This is a genomic window from Actinophytocola sp. (genome assembly GCF_036002505.1).
Taxonomy (GTDB): Bacteria; Actinomycetota; Actinomycetes; order Mycobacteriales; family Pseudonocardiaceae; genus DASYTH01.
Map to the genome: position 1 here is coordinate 1 of NZ_DASYTH010000205.1, position 23,303 is coordinate 23,303.

Genomic DNA, 23,303 nt, shown 5'->3' on the forward strand with positions numbered 1-23,303 from the left:
TGGCTTAGCTTCCCCGCCATGCGAGATCGTACACCGACAGTACGCAGCCGAGAACTGGGAGAAGGACTGCGGAAGGCAATGCAGCAGGCTGGGATGAGTGGAAGGGAGATTGCTGGCAAACTGGGCTGGTCGGACAGCAGGGTATCCCGGTTGATGGCCGGCACTCGCGGGGGAACCGAAGCGGATGTGTCGGCATTTCTGGCAATTTGCGGAGTCACCGGCAAGGAACGCGAGCGCCTGCTGAAGTTGTGCAAGGACCAGTACATCCGAAGCTGGTTCCAGCAGCACGGCGCCCATCTGCCGGTGCAGCTGACGACCCTGATCGACCACGAGACCAAGGCCGTGTCCATTGCTGAGTATCAGTCCACCCTGGTGCCGGGTCTGCTCCAGACCGGGACCTACGCGCGCGCGGTGATCACAGCCTCGGGCGCCGTTCCCGACGATGAGGTCGAAGACCGGGTGTCGGCCAATATCGCCCGCAAGAGCATATTCACCCGCCAGCACCCGCCGAAGTTCACCTTCTTCATTCACGAGTTCGTGCTGCGACTCCCGGTCGGTGGCGCCGGGGTGATGTCGGAGCAACTGCACGAGCTGCTGCGCATGTCCGTGCGGCCGAACGTGATCTTGCGCGTGTTGCCGGCGGCCATCGGTGCCCACCCGGGCTGTGCCGGTTCGTTCAAATTGATGGAGTTCGCTGAGTTCAAGCCCGTGGCGTACCTGGACAGCGAGACGTCCAGCCTGTTCCTGGAGTTGCCGGACGAGATCGCCGCCTACCGGCGCATCTTGAAGTCCCTCGATGAGATTGCCCTTGATGAGGGACAATCGAGGGAGGTGATTGGCAACGTGGCGGTCGAACTCTACGAGTCGGGTGAATCATGATCGAATGGCGGAAGAGCAGCTTCAGCGCTAGCGGCGATGAGTGTGTCGAGGTGGGTTGGCGGAAGAGCAGCTTCAGCGCGAACGGGGATGCATGCGTCGAGGTTGGCAGGGCTGATCTTCGGGTCGCTGTGCGTGACTCCAAGAACACCGGGCCCTCGATCAACTTCCCGGTCGACGGGTGGCGGGGGTTGATGGCTAACCTGCAGGGGTGACGTTCTACCTTCTCCCAGCGGTGGACGTGGCGGACGGCAAGGCTGTCCGCCTGGTTCAGGGTGCGGCCGGCACCGAGACGTTCTACGGCGACCCGTGGGACGCGGCCCACGACTGGCAGGCCGGCGGCGCCGAGTGGATCCATCTCGTCGATCTTGACGCGGCGTTCGGCCGTGGGTCGAACCGCGAGCTCATGGCCGAGCTGGTCGGCCGCCTCGACGTCCAGGTCGAGCTCTCCGGCGGCATCCGGGACGACGAGTCGCTCGCCGCCGCCCTGGCCACCGGCTGCGCCCGGGTGAACCTCGGCACCGCCGCCCTGGAGAACCCCGAGTGGTGCGCCCGTGCCATCGCCACCCACGGCGAGAAGATCGCCGTCGGCCTCGACGTCCGCATCACCGAGGGCAACCACCGCCTCGCCGCCCGTGGCTGGACCCAGGACGGCGGCGACCTGTGGTCCACCCTGGACCGCCTCAACGCCGAAGGCTGCCCCCGCTACGTCGTCACCGACGTCTCCCGCGACGGCACCCTCACCGGCCCCAACCTGACGCTGCTCCGCGAGATCTGCGCCCGCACCCCGTCCCCGGTGATCGCCTCCGGCGGCGTGTCCACCCTCGACGACCTGAACAACCTCGCCGCGCTCGCCCCCCTCGGCGTCGAAGGCGCCATCATCGGCAAAGCCCTCTACACCGGCCAGTTCACCCTTCCCCAAGCCCTGGCCGCGGTATGAGCACCCCCGAACTCATCCTCTCCCTCAGCATCCCCGGCTGGGTAATACTTCTCGTCGCCGTCGCCCTCTACGAGCTCCGCCGAAGCAAGCGCCAACGCCGAACCGGCACGCCGCTCTCCGCCACCTTCATCGACGAGTTCACGGCAACCTTCTACGGCTCCAAACGCCAGGAGCTCGACAACCGCGCCTCCCAGTCCCTTCTCCGCGAAGAAGACTCCGACGGCGCCCCACCCTGGCTCGGTATCGACCTCGACCGCCGGGTCGTGCACCTACGCCCCGACGCCTCCGGCGACTACTGAGACACCAGCCCGGAGCCCTGAATACCCGCCACCGGCACCCCGGACCCCTCGATACCCGCCGGCAGCATCACAACCCCCAAGCTCAACGCACACGCCACCGCCACCACGAGCCGCCGCACCGACATGGCCGCCTCCTCCTCCGCTCGGTATGACCCCGATTGTGGCGGTCCCCTAGTTCGACCCGGAACCGCTGTCCGGCCTACATGCCCTGAAGGCGTCCTTCAGGGCGTTGAACGTCCTGAAGGTCACCTTCAGGGCATCAGCTAGGCCAGGTTGATCGAGATCCCCACGGTGCCCTTCCTGCCTCGCCTGATCGTGCTGCCGAGCACCGACACCCACCCGATGACGCCGAACTTGGCCTTGATCAGGCGCCGGACGCGCTCGGAGCCCGCCTCGTCGAGGATCCGGGCCGTTCCCTTGACCGCGGCGCCACGGGGTCTGCCGCGGAGGTCGCACTCGGCCAGCTCCACCGCGCCGTTGTTGCGGATCCGCTTGACCTTGCCGGTGTTCGCGGCCGTCCAGATGGCCACCTCGTCGCCGTCGCGGACGACCCAGACCGGCGTCGGCACCGGCGTCCCGTTCTTCCGGAACGTCGTCACCAGCACGTACTTTCCGGCCGCGAGCCGGTCCAGGTCGGATGCCATGGCGGAAACCTACGCGTAGGCGAGGGCTTCGCGCACCGTGAGGCGGGAGGCGCGGTACGCCGGAGCCAGCGTCGCGAGGGTCGCGCCGAGGAGCACCGCACCGGCCCAGATCACGATGGCGAGCCAGGAAACGCGCAGCGGCAAGGGGAGGAACCGTTCGCTGAGCCGGGAACGCAGCACGGCGGTGAGCACCGCGGCCGGCAGCGCCGTGACGACCAGGCTGGCCAGCGCGACGAACAGGCCTTCCAGCACCACGATCCGGCGCACCGCCCGCGGCCGCACCCCGATCGCGTGCAGCACGCCGAACTCGCGGGTGCGTTCCAGCACGCTGGTGCTCATCGTGGAGCCGAGCCCGATGAAGCCCACCAGCCCGAGCACCACCGCGATCGCGGTGACGACGCCGATCATGGCGTACACGTGGCCGTCGACCACCGCCGCGTACCGGGTCGAGGGCTGCGCCGAGTCCACCCGGAAACCGGCGGCCACCAGCGCCCGCTCGGCGTCCGCGGCGATCCCGGGCCGGTCGCCGCGGACCTGCACCTGGTTGGCCCGATCGTCGCCGGTCGCCCGCGCCAGCCCGGCCGGCGAGACGTACGCCGTCGCCAGCGCGAACACCTCGCGCTCGATCCCGACCACCCGCCACCGGACCGGCCGTCCGGACAACGACAGCTCCACGGTGTCGCCGACCTTCGGCTTGACGCCGTTGACCTGCTGCGACTGGTTCAGCACGATCGCGTCCACGTCGTCCGGCCGCAGCCACCGGCCGTCGACGAGCGGCAGGTTCAGCATCGTCGTGTCCGGCGGCACCGCGGCCAGCCGGAAGCTGCCGTGGCCCTGGTCGGGGTAGGTCCGCGCGAGGTCGACCTGACCGTCCCGGTGGCCGGTGACCGGCATCGCCCGCCAGGCCTCGACGCGGGTCGCGCCGGGCAGCCCGGCCAGCGCCCGGGTCAGGTCCCCGGCCGGCGCCGGCGCACCGAGGCTGAGCTGGGCGTTGACCCGGTGCTCGGCGGTGGCGTTGTCGACCAGCCCGCGGATGCTCTCCAACGTGTTCAGCGCGCCGGTGAACAGCGTGCCCGCGCCGGCCAGCAGCCCGATCGCCAGGATCAGCCGGCCCCGGCGGCGGAACATGTTGCGCAGAGCCAGAAGCAGGCCGCGGTCCAGTCCGCGGAGCCGGCCCAGCCAGCGCTGCGCGGGCTTCCCGCGGGGGGTGCCGTCGTGGTCGATGGCCTGCCGGACGGTGACCCGACCGGCCCGGACCAGCGGCACCAACGCCATGATCACTGGGAGGAGCAGCCCGGTGGCGAGCACCAGGGCGTACTGCCCGGGCGGGACGGAGGTGCTGGCCACGTCCATGTTCAGCATGCGGTCGGCGAGCAGCCGCGAGTACGGGCGGCCGAGCAGGATGCCCAGCGGGAACCCGACGGCGGTGGCGGCCGTGGCGACCAGCAGGACCATGATCAGGTAGAGCTGGACGACCCGGCCCGAGCGCGCGCCGACCGCCTTGAGGATGCCGATCTGCGGGATCTGCCGGCTCAGCAGGCTGTTCAGCATCGTCGCCACCAGCAACGCGCTGAGCAGCAACGACAACGCACCGAACATCAGCACCATGGACAGGATCGCGTTCATCTGGCCCTGGTGCGGATGCTCGCCCGGCGGCGGCACCTGGATCTGCTCGACCCGGACCGGAAGCGACGCCGCGACGTCCCGGGCGACGGACTCGACCGTGGCCCGGTCCTGGCTCGCCACGGTGATCTTCAGCTCGTTCAGGTCGGGCCGCAGTCCGAGGCGTGCCAACGCGTTCGTGGACACGTAGCCGTAACCCTTGGCCTCGTTGCTGGCCGGCGCGAGGCCCGGGTCGTGCACCACGCCGGTGATCCGCAGGGTGGCGGGCCGCCCGCCGCGGGGCTGGACGGTGATGGTGTCGCCGACCTTGACGCCGAGCACGTCCAGTGCCAGCCGTTCCAGCAGGATGCCGTCCGCCGGTGGCGGCCAGGCTCCCCGCTCCACGGCGAACGTCGCCACCCGCAGCGGATCGTCGGGGGCGTACCCGAATGTCTGAAGTGGATACTCGGACCAGCTGTCGCCGGTGCGGAACCGGGCGTCGAACTGGGTGCGCAGCGCCGCGCCGGTCACCCCGGGCCGGGTGCGGACGTCGGCGAGCCGGGCCGGGTCGAGGGTGCCGTCGAGCCGGATCGTGGCCGAGGCCGGGTTGGTGGCCAGGTAGCTGCGGGTGATCTCGCGGTCCACAATCGTTCTGGTGTAAAGGATCGCGCTGAACGCGGTGAGGCTGATCCCGATCGCGACGATCATGATCAGGATCCGCGCCCTGGTGCTGCGGAGGTCGCGCAGCAGCTTGACGAGCAGCAGCCGGGTCACCGGTCCACCGCCACTCGTCCGTCCACAAGCGACACCTGGCGGGCGACGTACTTGGCGATGTCGCGCTCGTGGGTGACCACGACGATCGTCCGGCCCTCGTCGTTCAGCTCGGCGAAGAGCTCCAGCACCGCGGTCCCGGTGGCCGAGTCGAGGTTGCCGGTGGGCTCGTCGGCCAGCAGCACCGGTGGGTCGTTGGCCAGTGCCCGGGCGATCGCGGCCCGCTGCTGCTGACCGCCGGACAGCATGGCCGGGAACTTGCCGGCCTGGTCGTCGATGCCGAACCGGGCGAGCAGGTCCAGGGCGCGGTCGCGGCGGGCGCGGGCCGGGATGCGGCCGGCGAAGTCCATCGGCAGCAGCACGTTCTCCAGCACCGTCAGCGTGGGCAGCAACTGGAAGAACTGGAAGACCAGGCCGACCGTGCGGCCGCGCCACTCCGCGAGGTCCGACTCGGACAGCTGCTGCACCGCGGTGCCGGCCACCACCACCTCGCCGCTGGTCGGGCGGTCGATCCCGGCCAGAATGTTCAACAATGTGGTCTTCCCACTGCCGGATCGTCCTACGATCCCCACGAACTCTCCGGGGGCGATCTCCACGTCCACCGCGTCGAGGGCGGTGACCTGGCCATAGGTCTTGGTGGCGGCGCGAACCGCGATGGCGTTCATGGCCGCTCACCCTGGCCGGCCGGCCGGTGTGCTGTCGTCGCCCCGGCGCGGGCATTCGGATGTACCGCGCTCGCGGTATGGGTCGCTGGCGTCCCGGTGTCTACCGTGGGCGCATGCATGGGCTGCGCCGGCACCCGGTCGCGGTGGACCTCGCCATCGCGGCGCACCTGTTCGCCGTCACCGTGCTGACCACGGTGCACGGTCCGGGGTACCTGGGCGGTCACCTGTCCCCGTTCGGCCTGGTGACCGCGGCGACGACCTGCGGCGCGCTGGCGCTGCGGCGGCGGTTCCCGTTCCCGGTGCTCGCGGTGACGATCACCGGCGCGGAGGCGTACCTGGCGGTGTCCGCGTCCACCGAGCTGGTCCTGGCCGCGCCGCTGATCGCGCTGTACACCGTGGCCGACCGGGTCGGCCGGCGCACGTCGCTGACCATCGGGGTGCTCGCCGTGGTCGCGGTTTCGTTGGTGCACCTGGTGTTGCGGCCGTCGTCGGTGTACGGGCCGGGGAACCTCGCGCTGGCGGCGCTCGGCGGGCTGGCCATCGCGGCCGGGGACGCCACCCGCAACCGGCGCGCGTACCTGGCCGAGGTCGAGGCCCGGGCCCGGCACGCCGAGGTGTCGCGGGAGGCCGAGGCGCGGCGCCGGGTCACCGAGGAGCGCCTGCGCATCGCCCGCGACCTGCACGACGTGCTGGGCCACCACATCGCGTTGATCAGCGTGCAGGCCGGGGTCGCCGGGCACGTGCTGACCTCGCAACCGGCGGTCGCCGGCGAAGCGCTCGACCACGTCCAGCAGGCCAGCCGGGCCGCGCTGGACGACCTGCGGGACACCATCGGGTTGCTCCGCGCTCCCGACGAGCCCGCGGCGCCGGTCCAGCCGACGCACGGGCTCGACCGGCTGCCGGAGCTGATCACGTCCTTCACCCGGTCCGGACTGCGCGTGGCGCACACCGTGTCCGGCGCGGAAAGACCTGTCCCGACGGCCCTCGGCACCACCGCGTACCGGGTGATCCAGGAGTCGCTGACCAACGTGCGCAAGCATTCGGGCTGCGCGGCGGCCCGGGTCGAGCTCGGCTACACGCCGCGCGCATTGCGGATCCTGGTGGAGGACAACGGTTCCGCTGTGTCGCACAAGGACGGTGGCGGGCATGGCATCGCGGGTATGCGGGAACGGGTTGCGGCCGTCGGTGGCCGCCTGCGGGCCGGTCCGCGCCCGGGTGGCGGCTTCCGGGTCACCGCCGTTCTGCCCTGGGCCACCGCATGATCCGGGTTCTGCTGGCCGACGACCAGGTCCTGATGCGCGCCGGCTTCAAGGTCCTCGTCGACTCCGCTCCCGACCTCGAGGTGGTCGGCGAGGCCGGAACCGGCGCCGCCGCCGTGGAACTGGCCCGGGTCACCCGCGCCGACATCGTGCTGATGGACATCCGCATGCCCGATGTCGACGGCATCACCGCCACGTCCATGATCACCGCGGACGACGACCTCGCCGGCGTCCGCGTCCTGATCCTCACCACGTTCGAAATCGACGAATACGTGTTCCGCGCGCTCCGCGCCGGCGCCAGCGGCTTCCTCGGCAAAAGCGCCGGCCCCGAAGAGCTGCTGTCGGCCATCCGCACCATCGCCGCCGGTGAGTCCCTCCTCTCACCCACCGCCACCAAGGCCCTGATCGCCCGCTACCTTTCGCATCCGGATCACCTGCTCTCCGCCACCCCGGAGCGCCTGGCCACCCTCACCCCCCGCGAACGCGAAATCCTCACCCTCGTCGCCGCAGGCCTGTCCAACGACGCCATCGCCGTTCACCTGGTCCTGAGCCCCGCCACGGTCAAGACCCACATCAACCGCACGATGACCAAACTCAACGCCCACGACCGCGCCCAACTCGTCGTCATCGCCTACGAAACCGGCCTCGCCCATGGCCATCGCTGACCAGCCTGGCAAGCGCCCTCGCAAATTCAGTTCGCGTCCGAGTTCCAAATGAGCTCTACATCAACTCGTCGAGATCCACCGAAACCTCGAAAGGATCGCTGACGACCATCTTGCCGGTGCTCATGCCGGCGGAGGTGTAGACCCGAGTCGTCGGATCCAGCCGGTAGCGGAAAACGGTCAGTTTGCGCTCGCCGGCGTCGAACTCGAGGCGCCAGAAATGATTGATTCCGGCGGTCGCATATTCCGCTGGCTTGTCGGTTCGGTCGGTGCTGACCGATCCCGGAGACATAACTTCCACCACTAGCAGGCAATGCTGAGGGCGCAGCACCTCGTCGCTGGGGATGGCCGAGTTGTATACGACGATATCTGGCCGGCGGTTGAGTAGAGGGACATCCCGCAGGCGAAGATCCACATCGATGACGGCTGTGAATTCCGGGTCGCACGCCGCATCGAGAATGTTCACGAGGCGCTGCACGACTCGCTGGTGGGGGCGGCGTGGACTCGGGCTCACAACGACTTGTCCATCAACGACCTCGATCTGGTGGCAGATCTCCTCGGGCAGCGCATCGTAGTCGGCGGCGGTCAAGCCGCCGACCATCCACTCGGGCAACGCCGTCATCGTGGCCCCTGACCTCGGACTATGAACTGGCAAGTTCAGACTGTACTAGCTCACTTCTCAGGGTGTCCTCCTGCGGAGGGTGGCGGCGCCGAGGATGAGGGCGGCGATGGCGCAGGCGGCGACGATGAGCAGGTTGCGGGTGAGGGTGGCGTCGAAGGTGGTGCTGCGGGTGACGTGGGAGAGCGCGTCCACGGCGTAGGACAGCGGCATCACGTTGGAGAGCCAGTTGAGGAGCCAGCCCATGTCGCCGCGGGGGACGAACAACCCGCACAGCAGGATCTGGGGAAGGACGAACAGCGGCATGAACTGGATGGCCTGGAACTCGGAGGTGGCGAAGGCGCTGACGAACAGGCCGAGGGCCATGCCGAGGAGGGCGTCGAGGACCGCGATGAGCAGGAGTGTCCACAGTGAACCGGAGACTTCCAGGCCGAGCCAGGTGACGCTGATGCCGGCGGCGACGGCGACCTGGACGACGGCCACCGATCCGAAGGCGAGGGCGTAGCCGAAGAGCACGTCGAGCTTGCCGATGGGGAGCGTCATGAGGCGCTCCAATGTGGTCGTGGTGCGCTCGCGCAGGGTGGTCACCGAGGTGATCAGGAACATGATCAGGAACGGGAACACGCCGAGCAGGGCCGGGGCGACCCGGGAGAAGATCAAGGGGGAGTTGAAGACGTAGCGCAGCAGGACCATGAGCAGGGAGGGGACCAGGACCAGCATCACGACCGTGCGCGGGTCGTGGCGGAGCTGGGAGAGGATCCGGCGGGCGGTGGCGAGGGTCAGGGTGGGGTTCATGACGCTACGACTTTCTGTGAACGGATCAGGTGCAGGAACGCCTGCTCCAGGTCGGGGGTTCCGGTGGCGCCGCGGAGGCCGTCCGGGGTGTCGTCGGCGAGGACGCGGCCCTCGCGCATGAGCAGCAGGCGCTGGCAGCGGGCGGCTTCGTCCATGACGTGGCTGGACACCAGCAGGGTCACGCCGCGGGCGGCCAGGCCGTGGAACAGGGTCCAGAGGTCGTCGCGGAGCACCGGGTCGAGGCCGACGGTGGGTTCGTCGAGGACGAGCAACTCGGGTGAACCCAGCAGGGCCACGGCGAGGTTGGCGCGGCTGCGCTGGCCGCCGGAGAGCTGGGAGACCAGCTTGTCGGCGTGGGCGCGGAGGTCGACCTCGGTGATCACGCGCTGCACGTCGCCGGCGGGGGCGTGCAGGATCGAGGCGAAGTAGCGCAGGTTCTCGGCGACGGTGAGGTCGGCGTAGATCGACGGGCTCTGGGTGGCGTAGCCGATCCGGCTGCGCAGCGGGGGGCTGCCGGCCGGCTGGTCGAGCACGGTGACCGAGCCGCCGGCCACGATCTGCACGCCGACGATCGCCCGCATGAGCGTCGTCTTGCCGCACCCGCTCGGCCCGAGCAGGCCGGTGACCTGGCCTTTCGGCACGGAGAAGCTGACCGATCTGAGGACCTCGCGCCCGCCTCGGCGGACGTCGAGCCCTTCGACCACGATGGCGGAGGAATTAGTCATGTGTTTAATTCTGCGCCCGTTGAGATGTCTCGTCAAGCGGGAAGTTCGGTGACGGCGGACTCAGTCGATGTACTGCTGGAGCACCGGCGCCACCAGGGCGACGAGCTCATCCTCGCCGGCCGAGGCGATGGGCTCGACGCCGACGATGTAGCGCATCATCGCGATGCCCATGACGTGTGAGATCAGGGCGGTCAGCCGGAGTTTCGGCACGCCGAGCGCGTCGGCCACCCGGGCCAGCATCACCCGCTCGATGAACTGCCGCATCATGGCGGCGGCCTGCGCGTTGGTGGACACCGAGCGCACCAGGGCCAGGAACGGTGTGCGGGTGGCCGGTTCCCGCCACAGCGAGATGAACAGGCGCAGGATGCGCTCGCCGACGGAATCGCGGGGGCCGTCGAGGACCACGGCGAGGACGGCCGCCGGGTCGATCGGCAGATCCAGCGCGGCGGCGAACACCTGCTCCTTGCTGCCGAAGAAATGGTGCACCAGCGCGGGGTTCACCCCGGCCTCGGCGGCGATCCCGCGGATCGTCGCGCCGTCGTAGCCGCGCTCGCCGAACTGGTTGCGCGCGGCCGCGAGGATGTCCTCCCGCGTCTCCGTCTGTCCCGGCCGGCGGCCCGTACGCGCCATGCCAGCCAGTATTACCCTCGGCGGCATGCCAGTAGCGGTTCGGGTGATCCCGTGTCTCGACGTCGACGCCGGCCGGGTGGTGAAGGGCGTCAACTTCACCAACCTCCGGGACGCCGGTGACCCGGTGGAGCTCGCCGCGGTCTATGACGCCGAGGGCGCCGACGAGCTGACCTTTCTGGACGTCACCGCGTCCTCTTCGGACCGGGAGACCATGTTCGACGTGGTGCGGCGCACCGCCGAGCAGGTGTTCATCCCGCTGACCGTGGGCGGCGGCGTGCGCAGTGAGTCCGATGTGGACAGGCTGCTGCGGGCCGGGGCGGACAAGGTGAGCGTCAACACCGCCGCGATCGAGCGGCCGGAGCTGCTTCGCGAGGCGGCGCAACGGTTCGGCTCGCAGTGCGTGGTGCTCTCGGTGGACGCGCGGCGGGTGCCCGGCGGCGGGTGGTTCGAGGTGACCACACACGGCGGGCGGCGTGGCACCGGGATCGACGCGGTCGGCTGGGCGGCGCGCGGGCAGGAGCTCGGGGTGGGGGAGATCCTGCTCAACTCCATGGACGCGGACGGCACCAAGGCCGGGTTCGACCTGGAGCTGATCGAGCTGGTGCGCGCCGAGGTGGACGTCCCGCTGATCGCCAGCGGCGGCGCCGGCGCGGTGGAGCACTTCGCCCCGGCCGTCTCCGCGGGCGCCGACGCGGTGCTCGCGGCCAGTGTCTTCCACTTCGGACAGTTGAGGATCGGTGAGGTCAAGGGGGCGCTGGACAAGGCGGGGGTGGAGGTCCGGTGGCCCTAGACCCGGCGCTGGCCGCCCGGTTGAAGCGCAACGCCGACGGGCTGGTGTGCGCGGTCGCCCAGCAGCGCGGCACCGGTGAGGTGCTCATGGTCGCCTGGATGAACGACGAGGCGCTGGAGCTGACCCTGACCACCCGCCGCGGCACGTATTTCTCCCGCAGCCGCAACAAGATCTGGGTCAAGGGCGAGACTTCCGGGCACACCCAGCAGGTGCACGAGGTCCGCCTGGACTGCGACGGGGACACCGTGCTGCTGATCGTCGATCAGGCCGGCGCGGCGTGCCATACGGGCGACCGGACCTGCTTCGACGCCGACGTGTTGCTCAGTCCAGATCCCCGGTGAGGTACCGCTGCACGTTCGGCGCCACCGCGGCGACGATCGTCGCCACGTCGGCGGACGCCATCGGCTCAAACTTCAGGACGTAGCGGGCGATGCCCAGCCCCACCATCTGCGAGCCCACCAGGCTGCCCCGGAGCAGCGGCCGGTCGTCGGCGGCCACCGCGCCGGCGATCTTGGAGAACACCTGCTTGACGAAGAAGTCGTGCAGCATGTGGGCCGCCTGCTCGTGGCTGGACACGCTGCGGATGAGCGCGGTGAAATGGCCGCCGCCGGTGGAGTCCCAGATCGTCAGGAACGTCCGCACGATGCGTTCGCCCATGGTCTCCGGCGGGCCCGCGGCGATCCGGCTGATCAGCTCCTCCGGCTGGAACGGCAGCTGCAGCACGGCCTGCACGAACAGACCCTCCTTGCTGCCGAACCAATGGTTGACCATGGCCGCGTCCACCCCGGCCCGGGTGGCGATCGCGCGCACCGTGGCGCCGTCGTAGCCCTGCTCGGCGAACACCCCCCTGGCCGCCTCCAGCAGCGCGGATCTGGTGTCCGTGCCGCCGGGCCGCCGCCCGCGCCGCCGGCCCTTGGCTTGCTCCACGGTCTCGGTCACGCGTCCATCATGACCCGTCAGGCAAGGATTTTCAACGTTGAATGAATTTACTCGTGCGGGACTCAACGGGCCGCACGGCACAATGACACGCATGGTCATGGTCGAGGCCGCTCTCGCGCGGCCGGCCGGGATGGGCGCGGTCAGCCCCACCCGCGAGGAGTTCCACGCGCTCGCCGCCGACCGGCGGGTCATCCCGGTGGTCCGCCGGGTGCTCGCCGACGCCGAGACGCCGGTCGGCGTGTACCGCAAGCTCGCCGCCGGGCGCCCTGGGACGTTCCTGTTCGAGTCCGCGGAGAACGGCCGGTCCTGGTCGCGCTGGTCGTTCGTGGGCGTGCACAGCCCGGCGGCGCTCACCGCGGACGGCGGCGAGGCGCGCTGGACCGGCACGCCGCCGGTCGGCCTGCCGATGACCGGTGACCCGCTGCAGGCGCTGCGCGAGACCGTCCAACTCCTGCACACCGACCCGCTGCCCGGGCTGCCCCCGCTCACCGGCGGCATGGTCGGCTTCATCGGCTACGACGCGGTGCGCCGGCTCGAGCGGCTGCCCACGCTCGCCGAGGACGACCTGCGGCTGCCCGAGCTGATCATGCTGTTCGCCACCGACCTCGCCGCGCTGGACCACCACGAGGGCACGATCACGCTCATCGCCAACGCGGTGAACTGGGACAACTCGCCCGAGCGGGTCGACGCCGCCTATGACGACGCGGTGCGCCGGCTGGACGCGATGACCCACGGGCTGCAGACCCCGGCCGAGGCGACCGTCGCGGTGTTCGCCCGGCCGCACCCGGAGTACCTGCGCCGGCGCGACCGCGACGAGTTCTGCTCCGCGGTGCGCGCCGCAAAGGAGGCGATCCGCGCCGGGGAGGCGTTCCAGGTAGTGCTGTCGCAACGGTTCGAGATGGCGACCCGGGCCGACCCGCTGGACATCTACCGGGTGCTGCGCACCACCAACCCCAGCCCGTACATGTACCTGCTGCGGCTGGACGGATTCGACATCGTCGGGTCCAGCCCGGAGTCGCTGGTGACCGTGCGGGACGGCCGGGCCACCACCCACCCGATCGCCGGAACCCGTTGGCGCAGCGCCGATCCCGAGGAGGACGCGCTGCTGGAGAAGGACCTGCTGGCCGACGAGAAGGAGCGCGCCGAGCACGTCATGCTGGTCGACCTGGGCCGCAACGACCTCGGCCGGGTGTGCAAACCGGGGACCGTGCACGTGGTCGACTTCTTCCGGGTCGAGCGCTACAGCCACGTGATGCACATCGTGTCCACCGTGACCGGCGAGCTCGCCGCCGGCATGACCGCGTACGACGCGGTGGCCGCCTGCTTCCCCGCCGGCACCCTCTCCGGCGCCCCCAAGCCCCGCGCCATGGAGCTGATCGAGGAGCTCGAGCCCACCCGGCGCGGCCTCTACGGCGGCGTGGTCGGCTACCTCGACTTCGCCGGCGACGGCGACACCGCCATCGCCATCCGCACCGCCCTCATCCGCGACGGCATCGCCTACGTGCAAGCGGGCGCCGGCATCGTGGCCGACTCCGACCCGATCTACGAGGACACCGAGTGCGTCAACAAAGCCGGCGCCGTCCTCGCCGCCATCGCCACCGCCGCAACCATGCACCCCGCCGGTGCTCCGTGAGGCGTCCACTGTGGATCGCGGTGGGGGCGTTGCTGGTGGGGGCGGTGGGGTTGTGGGGGGCATCGCGGTTGACGTGGGTCACCGAGTCGCGGGTGCGGGCTGGGACGGACGTGGCGACCACGGTGGGGCGGACGGGGGCGGATGTCGCTCCCCTAGGGGCAATTGCCGTGCTGGCGCTGGCCGGGGTGGCGGCGTCGGTGGCGACCGGAGGGTGGGCGCGGCGGTTGGTGGGGGTGGTGCTGGTGGCGGCCGGGGTGGCCGCGATCGTGGCCGGTGTGCTGAGCGGGCCGGTTTCCCTTTCGTGGGGCCGACTTCTCGCGCTCTTGAGCGGGGCTCTGGTGATGCTCGCGGGCGGGCTGCTGGTCTGGTTCGGTGACCGGATGCCGCGGTTGGGGGCGAGTTACCGGGCGCCGGGCGACCGGCGCGGGGCGCGGGATCCGGATGGTGATCTCTGGCGGTCGCTGTCGCAGGGTGATGATCCCACTACCGGGGAACGTTGACCCGGACCCGGTGCGGAACTGCCTTGTGGCGCAGGGCTAGCATCCCATTCGGCGGGAAGGGGCAAGTGCTTGTGGTGAGTGTTCTCGAGTCGATCATCGAAGGCGTGCGGGAGGATCTCGCGGCGCGCGAGTCGGCTCTTCCGTTCGAGAAAATCAAGGAGCTCGCCGCCAAGGCCCCGCCGCCGCGCGACGCGATCAGTGCGCTGCGGGCCGCCGACATCGGGGTCGTCGCGGAAGTCAAGCGCCGCAGCCCCTCCAAGGGCGACCTGGCGCTGATCGCCGACCCGGCGGCGCTGGCCAAGGACTACGCCGACGCGGGCGCGCGGGTGATCAGCGTGCTCACCGAGCAGCGGCGCTTCGGCGGCTCGCTGGCCGACTTCGACGCGGTCCGCGCCGTGGTGGACGTTCCGTTGCTGCGTAAGGACTTCATCGTCAGCCCGTACCAGGTGCACGAGGCCCGGCTGCACGGCGCCGACCTGGTGCTGCTGATCGTGGCCGCGCTGGAGCAGAACGCGCTGGTGGCCCTGCTGGACCGGGTCGAGTCGCTGGGCATGTCCGCGCTGGTCGAGGTGCACACCGCCGAGGAGGCCGACCGCGCGCTCGAGGCCGGCGCGAAGGTGATCGGCGTCAACGCCCGCGACCTGCACACCCTCGAGGTGGACCGGGACGTGTTCGGCCGGATTGCACCCGGCCTTCCGTTCGAGACCGTGAAGATCGCCGAGTCCGGCGTGCGCGGGCCGGGCGACCTGATGGCCTACGCCGGTGCCGGCGCGGACGCCGTGCTGGTCGGCGAGGGGCTGGTGGCCAGCGAGGACCCGAAGGCCGCGCTGATCCAGCTGGTAACGGCCGGCTCACACCCGGCCTGCCCGAGGCCGAGCCGGTGAGTGGGGACGACGACAAGCACGGCCCGGATCCCAGGGGCCACTTCGGCCCGTACGGCGGCCGGTTCCTGCCCGAGGCGCTGATCGCCGCGCTGGACGAGCTGGCCGCGGAGTACGACAAGGCCCGCGTCGACCCGGAGTTCACCGGCGAACTGGCCCGGCTGCTCAAGGACTACGCGGGCCGGCCGTCGCTGCTCACCGAGGCGCCCCGGTTCGCCGCGCACGCCGGTGGCGCCCGGGTGTTCCTCAAGCGTGAGGACCTCAACCACACCGGCTCGCACAAGATCAACAACGTGCTGGGTCAGGCGCTGCTCACCAAGCGGATGGGCAAGCAGCGGGTGATCGCGGAGACCGGCGCCGGCCAGCACGGCGTGGCCACCGCGACCGCGTGCGCGCTGCTCGGCCTGGACTGCGTGGTCTACATGGGCGAGGTGGACACCAAGCGGCAGGCGCTGAACGTGGTCCGGATGCGGCTGCTCGGCGCCGAGGTGATCCCGGTGACCTCCGGCTCGCGGACGCTCAAGGACGCCATCAACGAGGCGCTCCGCGACTGGGTGGCCAATGTGGACAGCACGCACTACCTGCTCGGTACGGCGGCCGGCGGGCACCCGTTCCCGATGATGGTGCGCAACTTCCACAAGATCATCGGCAGCGAGGCGCGCGCGCAGATCCTGGAGCAGGCCGGGCGGCTGCCGGACGTGGTCGCGGCCTGCGTCGGCGGCGGCTCGAACGCCATCGGGATCTTCCACGGGTTCCTCGAAGACCCGGCCGTGCGCCTGGTCGGGCTGGAGCCCGGCGGGCACGGCATCGAGTCCGGCGAGCACGGCGCGACGCTGTCCGAGGGCAGCCCGGGCATGCTCCACGGCGCGCTGTCCTACCTGCTGCAGGACGACGACGGGCAGACCATCGAGGCGTACTCGATCTCCGCCGGGCTGGACTACCCCGGGGTCGGCCCCGAGCACGCCTGGCTCAAGGACATCGGGCGCGCCGAGTACCGGTCGGTCACCGACGACGAGGCGATGGCGGCGTTCCAGTTGCTGTCCCGCACCGAGGGGATCATCCCGGCCATCGAGTCGGCGCACGCCCTGGCCGGCGCGCTCGTGCTCGGCCGGGAGCTCGGCCCGGACGGGCTGATCCTGGTGAACCTCTCCGGCCGGGGGGACAAGGACATGGACACCGCGGCGGCGTACTTCGGCTTCGCCGGTGAGGAGTTGCGATGAGCCGGCTTGATCCACTCTTCGCCGCCACCCGCGCCGAGGGCCGCGCCGCCCTCGTCGGTTACCTCCCGGCTGGCTACCCGACGGTTGACGACTCCATCGAAGCGCTTCGACAGCTGATCGACGCGGGCGCCGACCTGGTCGAGGTCGGGGTGCCGTACTCGGACCCGGTGATCGACGGCCCGGTCATCCAGGCGGCCGCGGATGTGGCGCTGCGCGGCGGTTTCCGGCTGCGCGACCTGTTCCGCGTGGTGGAGGGCGTGTCCTCGGCCGGCGGCCGGGCGGTCGTGATGACCTACTGGAACCCGGTGCACCGCTACGGGGTCGACGCGTTCGCCCGGGACCTGGCCGCGGCCGGCGGGCTCGGCCTGATCACCCCGGACCTGATCCCGGACGAGGCCGACGACTGGATCGCCGCCTCGGACACGCACGGGCTCGACCGGATCTTCCTGATCGCGCCGTCCTCCACCGAGGAGCGCATCGTCCGGACCGCCGACGCCACGACCGGATTCCTGTACGCCAGCGCGGTCATGGGCGTCACCGGGGCCCGGGACACGGTCGGCACCGCCGCCGCGGGCCTGGTCGCCCGCGCCCGGGCGCACACCGACCTGCCGGTCGGGGTCGGGCTGGGGGTGCGGTCGGGAGAGCAGGCCGCGGAGATCGCCGGGTTCGCCGACGCGGTGATCGTCGGCTCGGCCCTGGTCTCGCGGGTCCCGGACGGCGTCGAAGCGCTTCGCCAGCTCACGTTTGAGCTGGCGGCGGGCGTGCGGCGGCCGGCCGTTCCGCAGGGGTAAGCCCCGCCCGCAACCCGGATTGTGTCGCCCATTACGGTGAGCGCCGTGGTGACTGCCTCCAGTGTGTTCCTGGCCAGTTTTCCGAGCCCCGACCGGGGCGTCTGGCATCTCGGCCCGATCCCGATCCGGGCCTACGCCCTGTGCATCATCGTGGGCATCATCGTGGCGATCTGGTGGGGCGAGCGCCGGTTGGTGGCGCGCGGTGGCCAGGCCGGCACGGTGATCGACGTCGCGGTGTACGCCGTGCCGTTCGGGCTGGTCGGTGGCCGGCTCTACCACGTGATCACCGACTACGACCGGTACTTCGGCGAGGGCAAGAACCCGCTGGACGCGTTGAAGATCTGGGACGGCGGGCTGGGCATCTGGGGTGCCATCGCGCTCGGCGCGGTCGGCGCGCTGATCGGCTGCCGCCGCCGGGGCGTCCCGCTGCCCGCGTTCGCCGACGCGGTGGCGCCGGGGATCGTGGTCGCCCAGGCCATCGGCCGCATCGGCAACTACTTCAACCAGGAGCTGTACGGCGGCCACACGGATCTGCCGTGGGGACTGGAGATCTACAAGCGGTTCAACGACGCCGGCATCGAGGATCCGCTCGGCGGCGTCGCGGCCGCCGACCACGAGCAGATCGTCGGCAGCCCGGTGCACCCCACGTTCCTCTACGAGCTGCTCTGGAACCTCGCCGTTGCCGCCCTCGTCATCTGGGCCGACCGCAGGTTCCGGCTCGGCCACGGCCGCGCCTTCGCCCTCTACGTCGCCGGCTACACCGCCGGCCGCACCTGGATCGAGCTCATGCGCACCGACACCGCCCGGCACATCTTCGGTGTCCGCATCAACGTCTGGGTCTCGATCATCGTCTTCCTCGCCGCCGTCGCCTACTTCATCTACGCCCAACGCCTCGGCGAACGCGAGGACCTCGCCGCCCTCACCGCCGAACCGGACGAAACCGAAGGGGCCGAACCGGCCGAACCGGCCGACGAATCCGAACCGGAGGACGAGGACGCCGAGGAGAAGGAGCCCTCAGCCGAGGACGAACCGGCCAACGTCCCCGCCGGCAAACCCGACGAGGACGACAAGCCCGCCGAACCGACGGCCAAGGACGACTAGCCCGCGAGTTCGACGCTCCAGCAACTGAGTTCGACGTTCGGGACGCTGAGTTCGACGTTCAGGCCAGGTTGATCAACCCGCGGCCGGTGATCAGCGGTAGGTCGAGGGCGGTCAGCAGGCCCGGCCCTGCCTCCACGACGGCGGGGATGGCGTTGACCAGGCGCATGGCGGTGGCCTTCAACCCCGCGGTGTTGTGGTCGCCGTCGGAGCCGAGGAGTTGGAGGTCGAGGGTGTAGTTGGGCTCGCCGGTGACCACCACGCGGTAGCAGCCCTGGCCGGCGGGTTGGGGCCAGTCGGGGCCGAGGTCGGGGCGCAGGCGGGTGACGTGTTCGAGCACGCAGACCGCGCGATCGCCGACCATGCCGCGGACTTCGAAGCGGAGTGCGGCGGCGGTGCCCTCCTCGATGGTGCCGGAGTCGATGTCGAAGGTCTCGGGCGCCGGAAGGCGTTCGTAGGACTCCTCGACGCGGTCGAGGGTGACGCCGAGGCCGGCGGCCAGTTGTCTGACCACACTGCCCCAGGCGAGGGACAGGATGCCGGGTTGGAGCAGCAATGGCTTGTCCGCCAAGGGTTTGCCGAAGCCCATGATCTCGAACAGGACCTTGGCGTTGTCGTAGGTGCTGTAGTCGAGGATCTCCAGGCAGCGCACCTCGTCGATGCGCTCGCAGACGCCGGTGAGGACCAGGGGGAGCCAGTCGTTCGCGAAGCCGGGGTCGACGCCGTTGACCCAGAGCGAGGCGCCACCCTCGAGCGCGGCGGCTCGAAGCGGCTCGACGGCCTCGTCGGGCAGCACCCCGGACGGGAACTGGAGGAACACCGGGGAACTGGAGACGACGTTGATCCCGGCGCGGAGGAACCCGGCCAGGTCCTCCATCGCCTCGCCCAGCCGGTCGTCGGCCATCGCCGTGTAGACGATGCAGTCGGGCTTCAGGGCGAGCAGCGCGGCGGCGTCGTTGGTGGCGGTCACGCCGAGGTCGCGGCCCAATCCGGCCAGGTCGCCGGCGTCCCGGCCTACTTTGTCCGAAGTGGACACCCAGACACCGGTCAGCGACAGGTCCGGCCGGGCGTCGATGCCGGCGATCGCGTGCCGCCCGACGTTTCCGGTGCTCCACTGCACCACGCCGTAGTTGGTCATGAAAGGTCCGGGAGGCCGAGGTCGAGGTTGGGCGCCTGGGTGCCGCCGTCCACCTCGAGCACCTTGCCGGTGACGAACCCGCCCGCGGCCGACACCAGGAACAGCACCGTGGCCGCGATCTCCCGCGCGTCCCCGATCTTCTTCAGCGGCGTCGCCTGCTCCATCCGCGTCCGGATCTCCTCGTTGGTGAGCACGATGTCCAGCGCCGACGTGGCGACCGAGCCGACCGCGATCGCGTTCACCCGGATCCGCGGCGCGAGGTCGAACGCGGCCAGTTCGGTGAAATGCGCCAGCGCCGCCTTCGCCGTGCCGTAGGCCAGGAAGCCGCGCCCGCTCACCCGCCCCATCACCGAGGAGATGTTGACCACCGACCCGCCGCCGCCGCGGAGCATGACCGGCACCGCGGCCTTCGTCAACGCGTGCGCCGTGCCCACGTTGAACCGGAACGCCTCCTCCAGGAAGTCGACCTCGGTCTCCAGAAACGGCCGCGGGTACGTCCCGCCCACGTTGTTCACCACGATGTCCAGCCGCCCGAACTCGCCGTCCGCGGCCGTGGCCAGCCCGGCCACCGCGTCCAGTTCGGACAGATCGGCCGGCACCACCAGCGCCCGCCGGCCGGCGTCCTCGACCCGCTTCGCCACCTCGCGCAGGTCGGTCTCGGTCCGCGACGAGATCACCACGTCGGCCCCGGCCTCGGCCAGCGCGACCGCCGTCGCCGCCCCGATTCCGCGCCCCGCTCCGGTCACGACGGCCACTTTGTCCTTGATAGCGAACAGATCCAGAATCACCCGCGAACAGTAACAGGTTCTATTTGCGACTTGTCGCGGGTACTTCCCACGACAGGTGTCACCAGTCGCGGGAAGTACCCACGACAAGTCGGTTATCTGGGCCGGGTAGGGGCGACGACGAGTTGGCCGCGGGTCGTGGTGAGCACCTCGACCTCGGCGCTGTAGTGGCGGAGCACGTTCTCCCGGGTGAGGACCTCGGCCGGGGTTCCGGCGGCGGCGACGCGGCCGGCGTCGAGCAGCAGCAGGCGATCGGCGTACTGGGCGGCGAAGGTGAGGTCGTGCAGGGTGCTCAGCACGGTGGTGCCGTCCTCGGTGCGCAGCCGGTCGACGAGGTCGAGCAGGGCCTGGGCGTGGCCGATGTCGAGGCCCGTGGTGGGCTCGTCGAGCAGCAGCAGGCCGGCCTGCTGGGCGAGCACCCGGGCCAGCACCGCGCGCTGCCGCTCGCCGCCGGACAGGGTGCGCAGCACGCGGCCGGCGAGGTCGGCGAGGTCCAGGCGGGCCAGCACCTGCTCGACGATGGCGTGGTCGCGGCGGCCTTCCCGGGCCAGTGGGCCGAGGTGCGGGGTGCGGCCGAGCAGGGCGTAGTCAATGACCGTCAGGCCCTCGGGGAGGACCGGAACCTGTGGCGCGTAACCGATCGTTCGGGCGCGGGCCCGGGAGCCGAGCGTGCTCGCGGGGACGCCGCCCACCAGGATCTCGCCGTCGCTGCGGGCCAGCCCGATGATCGACTTGAGCAGCGTCGACTTGCCGGCGCCGTTCGGCCCGATGATGGCGAGCCACCCGCCCGGTTCGAGAGCGGTGCTCACATCGAAGACCACCCGCTCCGAGCCGTACCCGGCGCTCACCCCGCGGAGCACCAGCGCTGGATGGTCGCTCCGGCTCGGCCACGCGGAGGTGCCGGCGTTCGCTCGTGCGCTGCTCGGTGCTCGTTCCTCGCACCTGCGCTGCTCCTCACTCACACCAGCACCGTGGCCTCGCCTCCGCTCCGATAGCGGGCGTCATCGCAGCCGGCCCCGGTTCAACCGCAGCACCAGCACGAAGAACGGCGCCCCGGCGAACGCCGTGATCACCCCGATGGGCAGCTCGGCCGGGGCGAACGCGGTGCGCGCCACCTCGTCCGAGACGATCAGGAACGCCGCGCCGCCGAGCAGCGAGAGCGGTACCACCACCCGGTAGCTCGCGCCGGCCAGCAGCCGGACCAGGTGCGGCACCACGATCCCGACGAACCCGATCAGCCCGCTCACCGCCACCGCCGCGGCCGTGGCGAGCGAAGCGGCCAGCAGCACCACCAGCCGCACCCGCCCGGGCCGGACGCCGAGCGAGGCCGCCTCGTCGTCGCCCACCGCCAGCACGTCCAGCAACCGCGCGGCCAGGCACAGCACCACGGCAGCGGTTCCGATGTAGGGCAACGTCAGCAGCACGTCGTGCCACCCGGCCGTGGTCAGCCCGCCGAGCATCCAGGTGTACACCTGCTGGATCGTGTCCGTGTTGAGCTGCTGCGCGAACGTCTGCACCGCGGTGAGGAACGCCGCCACCGCGATCCCGGCCAGCAGCAGCACCGCGGTCCCGCCCCCGGCCGAGCGCCCGAGCAGCCAGCTCAGCCCGACCCCGCCCAGCGCACCGGCGAAAGCGGCCAGCGGCAACGGATCCACCACCCACCCGGTGCTCGCCGGCGCCGCCACCACGACCACCGTCGCCGCCATCCCGGCCCCGGCCGCCGCGCCGAGCAGGTACGGATCCGCCAGCGGGTTGCGGAAGACGCCCTGGAACGCCGCTCCGGCCACGGCCAGCGCCGCGCCGACCAGCCCGGCCAGCACCACCCGCGGCACCCGCAGCTGCCAGATGATCGCCGCCTCCTGCGCGGAGAGCGGCGAGGTGCCGCCGGTCAGCTGGGCGAAGACCTCGCGCGCCACCCGCGTCCAGCCCAGCCCGGCGGCGCCGATCAACGTCGCGCCGGCCGAAACCACGAGCAGCACGAGCACCGCCACCACCAGCGTGACGGGGGACAACCGGCTAGGCCGCACTGGCCTTGGTCACCGCCTGGGCAACCGAGCGCACCAGGTCCACGATCCGCGGACCCCACCGCGACGCCAGGTCGTCGTCGAGCGCGACCACGTTGCCGCCCTGCACGGCCTTCAGCGTGCGCCAGCCCGGCCGCGCGCCGACCGCAGCAGCGTTCTGCCCACAGCATTTGCTGTCCGCCAGGAAGATCAGATCGGGGTTGGACCGCAGCACGTGCTCCGCGGACAGCTTCGGGTAGCCGGAGTTCACCGTGTCCGCCGCGTCCGCGATGTTGCTCAACCCGAACAGCGCGTACACCTGCCCGATGAACGTCCTCGACGACGCCGCGTCCAGCTCGGTGGTCAGCTCGTGGTAGTACGTCAGGGTCTTCGCCGGCTTCGGCACCTCGCCGACGATCTTGGAAATGTCCTCGGTGGTCCTGCTGACCAGCTCCTCGGCCTCCTTGACGTGCCCGGTTGCCTTGCCCAGCAAGCGGAACTGATCCAGCACGTCGTCAAACGCCTTGGCGGACGGCAGAAGCAGCACCGGCTGGTGCAGCTTCGCCATCCCCGCGACGAGATCGTTCGAGTCCGACTGCGCGATCACCAGGTCGGGCCGGTAGCCGGCGATCGCCTCGACGTTCGGCGTCAGCCCGGACAGCGACGTCTTCGGCGTGTCCTTGGGGAAGTCGGAGTGGTCGTCGACGGCGACGACCTGCTTGCCGGCACCGATCGCGAACAGCGTCTCGGTGGTGCTGGCGGACAGCGACACGATCCGCTCCGGCCGGTGGTTGAGCACCAGCGGCTTGCCGTCCGGCGGGGTCAGCTGCACCGGAAACGCCTGCGCCGCCTGACTCGCCGGCGTGCGCACCGGCGCCGCCGCCTCCTCCCGGTTGGCACAGCCGGCCAGCACGACCGCACCGAGCACAGGCAGGATCACGGCCAGGCGTCGCACGCGCTCCGGCCGGGTGTACAAGGTGGACACTCCGCACCTCATCATTGTTGGTTCGGACGCGGGGCGGTGGTCGATCTGGCTGA

The 23,303-nt window shown here is 70.9% G+C and carries 27 protein-coding genes; 14 read left to right on the forward strand and 13 right to left on the reverse strand.

What is annotated here, in order from left to right; translation table 11 throughout:
* The 4 genes from VGR06_RS17450 to VGR06_RS17465 all read left to right on the forward strand — a co-directional run.
* Nucleotides 1-879 (forward strand): helix-turn-helix transcriptional regulator (locus VGR06_RS17450; RefSeq protein WP_327560138.1); only part of this gene is annotated, 879 nt, incomplete at its 5' end.
* On the forward strand, nucleotides 876-1,091 hold the full coding sequence (locus VGR06_RS17455; protein ID WP_327560139.1) for a DUF397 domain-containing protein: 216 nt from the start codon (nucleotides 876-878) through the stop codon (nucleotides 1,089-1,091). The genes VGR06_RS17450 and VGR06_RS17455, both read left to right, overlap by 4 nt.
* Complete coding sequence (gene priA, locus VGR06_RS17460; RefSeq protein WP_327560140.1) at nucleotides 1,088-1,816, forward strand: bifunctional 1-(5-phosphoribosyl)-5-((5-phosphoribosylamino)methylideneamino)imidazole-4-carboxamide isomerase/phosphoribosylanthranilate isomerase PriA; 729 nt, start codon at nucleotides 1,088-1,090, stop codon at nucleotides 1,814-1,816. The genes VGR06_RS17455 and priA overlap by 4 nt, the downstream gene beginning before the upstream one ends.
* Nucleotides 1,813-2,115, forward strand: coding sequence for a DUF6191 domain-containing protein (locus tag VGR06_RS17465; protein WP_327560141.1), 303 nt, complete (start codon nucleotides 1,813-1,815; stop codon nucleotides 2,113-2,115). Before priA ends, VGR06_RS17465 begins: the two co-directional genes overlap by 4 nt.
* A 263-nt stretch (nucleotides 2,116-2,378) precedes the next feature.
* Here the strand turns inward: VGR06_RS17465 and VGR06_RS17470 are convergent, their stop codons facing one another.
* Genes VGR06_RS17470 through VGR06_RS17480 form a run of 3 tightly spaced genes read right to left on the reverse strand, consistent with a single transcriptional unit; the run spans nucleotide 2,379 to nucleotide 5,797 of the window.
* Entirely contained in the window at nucleotides 2,379-2,759 is a 381-nt protein-coding gene (locus VGR06_RS17470; RefSeq protein ID WP_327560142.1) for a PPOX class F420-dependent oxidoreductase, read from the reverse strand.
* Between the two features lie 9 nt (nucleotides 2,760-2,768).
* On the reverse strand, nucleotides 2,769-5,135 hold the full coding sequence (locus VGR06_RS17475) for an ABC transporter permease (protein WP_327560143.1): 2,367 nt from the start codon (nucleotides 5,133-5,135) through the stop codon (nucleotides 2,769-2,771).
* Nucleotides 5,132-5,797: an ABC transporter ATP-binding protein gene (locus VGR06_RS17480; protein ID WP_327560144.1), complete on the reverse strand. Its 666-nt coding sequence runs from the start codon at nucleotides 5,795-5,797 to the stop codon at nucleotides 5,132-5,134. The genes VGR06_RS17475 and VGR06_RS17480 overlap by 4 nt, the downstream gene beginning before the upstream one ends.
* A gap of 113 nt (nucleotides 5,798-5,910) precedes the next feature.
* On the opposite strand from VGR06_RS17480, the gene VGR06_RS17485 reads away from it, so the two are divergent.
* On the forward strand, nucleotides 5,911-7,059 hold the full coding sequence (locus VGR06_RS17485; RefSeq protein WP_327560145.1) for a sensor histidine kinase: 1,149 nt from the start codon (nucleotides 5,911-5,913) through the stop codon (nucleotides 7,057-7,059).
* Nucleotides 7,056-7,721 carry a response regulator transcription factor gene (locus tag VGR06_RS17490; protein WP_327560146.1) on the forward strand — a complete coding sequence of 222 codons (666 nt, stop codon included), beginning with the start codon at nucleotides 7,056-7,058 and terminating at the stop codon, nucleotides 7,719-7,721. Before VGR06_RS17485 ends, VGR06_RS17490 begins: the two co-directional genes overlap by 4 nt.
* Before the next feature lie 55 nt (nucleotides 7,722-7,776).
* On the opposite strand, the gene VGR06_RS17495 is transcribed toward VGR06_RS17490, so the two are convergent.
* The 4 genes from VGR06_RS17495 to VGR06_RS17510 are packed head-to-tail and all read right to left on the reverse strand — an operon-like array spanning nucleotide 7,777 to nucleotide 10,487.
* The gene (locus tag VGR06_RS17495) at nucleotides 7,777-8,340 is read right to left on the reverse strand and encodes a Uma2 family endonuclease (protein ID WP_327560147.1); all 564 of its coding nucleotides are present in this window, start codon (nucleotides 8,338-8,340) and stop codon (nucleotides 7,777-7,779) included.
* A gap of 57 nt (nucleotides 8,341-8,397) precedes the next feature.
* Nucleotides 8,398-9,132, reverse strand: coding sequence for an ABC transporter permease (locus VGR06_RS17500; protein WP_327560148.1), 735 nt, complete (start codon nucleotides 9,130-9,132; stop codon nucleotides 8,398-8,400).
* Complete coding sequence (locus VGR06_RS17505; protein WP_327560149.1) at nucleotides 9,129-9,857, reverse strand: ABC transporter ATP-binding protein; 729 nt, start codon at nucleotides 9,855-9,857, stop codon at nucleotides 9,129-9,131. Before VGR06_RS17505 ends, VGR06_RS17500 begins: the two co-directional genes overlap by 4 nt.
* 60 nt (nucleotides 9,858-9,917) lie before the next feature.
* Nucleotides 9,918-10,487, reverse strand: a complete 570-nt coding sequence (locus VGR06_RS17510) for a TetR family transcriptional regulator (protein WP_327560150.1) — start codon at nucleotides 10,485-10,487, stop codon at nucleotides 9,918-9,920.
* A 25-nt stretch (nucleotides 10,488-10,512) separates the two neighbouring features.
* Here VGR06_RS17510 and hisF point away from each other — a divergent pair, with 25 nt between their 5' ends.
* Both hisF and hisI read left to right on the forward strand, forming a co-directional pair.
* Nucleotides 10,513-11,277, forward strand: coding sequence for an imidazole glycerol phosphate synthase subunit HisF (gene hisF / locus VGR06_RS17515; RefSeq protein WP_327560151.1), 765 nt, complete (start codon nucleotides 10,513-10,515; stop codon nucleotides 11,275-11,277).
* Complete coding sequence (gene hisI / locus VGR06_RS17520; RefSeq protein ID WP_327560152.1) at nucleotides 11,268-11,618, forward strand: phosphoribosyl-AMP cyclohydrolase; 351 nt, start codon at nucleotides 11,268-11,270, stop codon at nucleotides 11,616-11,618. The genes hisF and hisI overlap by 10 nt, the downstream gene beginning before the upstream one ends.
* Here hisI and VGR06_RS17525 read toward each other — a convergent pair.
* Nucleotides 11,599-12,216: a TetR/AcrR family transcriptional regulator gene (locus VGR06_RS17525; RefSeq protein ID WP_327560153.1), complete on the reverse strand. Its 618-nt coding sequence runs from the start codon at nucleotides 12,214-12,216 to the stop codon at nucleotides 11,599-11,601. The two genes, hisI and VGR06_RS17525, sit on opposite strands and share 20 nt — an antisense overlap.
* Before the next feature lie 97 nt (nucleotides 12,217-12,313).
* On the opposite strand from VGR06_RS17525, the gene VGR06_RS17530 reads away from it, so the two are divergent.
* The 6 genes from VGR06_RS17530 to lgt all read left to right on the forward strand — a co-directional run bounded on the left by VGR06_RS17530 (nucleotide 12,314) and on the right by lgt (nucleotide 18,342).
* On the forward strand, nucleotides 12,314-13,849 hold the full coding sequence (locus VGR06_RS17530) for an anthranilate synthase component I (protein WP_327560186.1): 1,536 nt from the start codon (nucleotides 12,314-12,316) through the stop codon (nucleotides 13,847-13,849).
* Nucleotides 13,846-14,349 (forward strand): Trp biosynthesis-associated membrane protein, encoded by a 504-nt coding sequence (locus VGR06_RS17535; RefSeq protein ID WP_327560154.1) that lies wholly within the window; start codon nucleotides 13,846-13,848, stop codon nucleotides 14,347-14,349. Before VGR06_RS17530 ends, VGR06_RS17535 begins: the two co-directional genes overlap by 4 nt.
* 74 nt (nucleotides 14,350-14,423) lie before the next feature.
* Nucleotides 14,424-15,233, forward strand: a complete 810-nt coding sequence (gene trpC, locus VGR06_RS17540) for an indole-3-glycerol phosphate synthase TrpC (RefSeq protein ID WP_327560155.1) — start codon at nucleotides 14,424-14,426, stop codon at nucleotides 15,231-15,233.
* Nucleotides 15,212-16,450 carry a tryptophan synthase subunit beta gene (gene trpB / locus VGR06_RS17545; RefSeq protein WP_327560187.1) on the forward strand — a complete coding sequence of 413 codons (1,239 nt, stop codon included), beginning with the start codon at nucleotides 15,212-15,214 and terminating at the stop codon, nucleotides 16,448-16,450. Before trpC ends, trpB begins: the two co-directional genes overlap by 22 nt.
* Complete coding sequence (gene trpA / locus VGR06_RS17550) at nucleotides 16,447-17,241, forward strand: tryptophan synthase subunit alpha (protein WP_327560156.1); 795 nt, start codon at nucleotides 16,447-16,449, stop codon at nucleotides 17,239-17,241. Before trpB ends, trpA begins: the two co-directional genes overlap by 4 nt.
* 36 nt (nucleotides 17,242-17,277) lie before the next feature.
* Nucleotides 17,278-18,342 carry a prolipoprotein diacylglyceryl transferase gene (lgt, locus tag VGR06_RS17555; protein ID WP_327560157.1) on the forward strand — a complete coding sequence of 355 codons (1,065 nt, stop codon included), beginning with the start codon at nucleotides 17,278-17,280 and terminating at the stop codon, nucleotides 18,340-18,342.
* A 58-nt stretch (nucleotides 18,343-18,400) separates the two neighbouring features.
* On the opposite strand, the gene VGR06_RS17560 is transcribed toward lgt, so the two are convergent.
* The 5 genes from VGR06_RS17560 to VGR06_RS17580 form a co-directional block, all read right to left on the reverse strand.
* A complete protein-coding gene (locus tag VGR06_RS17560) occupies nucleotides 18,401-19,477 on the reverse strand; it encodes a diacylglycerol kinase (protein ID WP_327560158.1) in 1,077 nt (358 codons plus the stop codon).
* Nucleotides 19,474-20,265 carry an SDR family oxidoreductase gene (locus VGR06_RS17565; RefSeq protein WP_327560159.1) on the reverse strand — a complete coding sequence of 264 codons (792 nt, stop codon included), beginning with the start codon at nucleotides 20,263-20,265 and terminating at the stop codon, nucleotides 19,474-19,476. The genes VGR06_RS17560 and VGR06_RS17565 overlap by 4 nt, the downstream gene beginning before the upstream one ends.
* A gap of 92 nt (nucleotides 20,266-20,357) precedes the next feature.
* Nucleotides 20,358-21,125, reverse strand: a complete 768-nt coding sequence (locus tag VGR06_RS17570; protein ID WP_327560188.1) for an ABC transporter ATP-binding protein — start codon at nucleotides 21,123-21,125, stop codon at nucleotides 20,358-20,360.
* 138 nt (nucleotides 21,126-21,263) lie between these two features.
* Nucleotides 21,264-22,289 carry a FecCD family ABC transporter permease gene (locus VGR06_RS17575; protein WP_414637287.1) on the reverse strand — a complete coding sequence of 342 codons (1,026 nt, stop codon included), beginning with the start codon at nucleotides 22,287-22,289 and terminating at the stop codon, nucleotides 21,264-21,266.
* Nucleotides 22,279-23,250 (reverse strand): ABC transporter substrate-binding protein, encoded by a 972-nt coding sequence (locus VGR06_RS17580; RefSeq protein WP_327560161.1) that lies wholly within the window; start codon nucleotides 23,248-23,250, stop codon nucleotides 22,279-22,281. The genes VGR06_RS17575 and VGR06_RS17580 overlap by 11 nt, the downstream gene beginning before the upstream one ends.
* Between the last annotated feature and the right edge of the window lie 53 nt (nucleotides 23,251-23,303).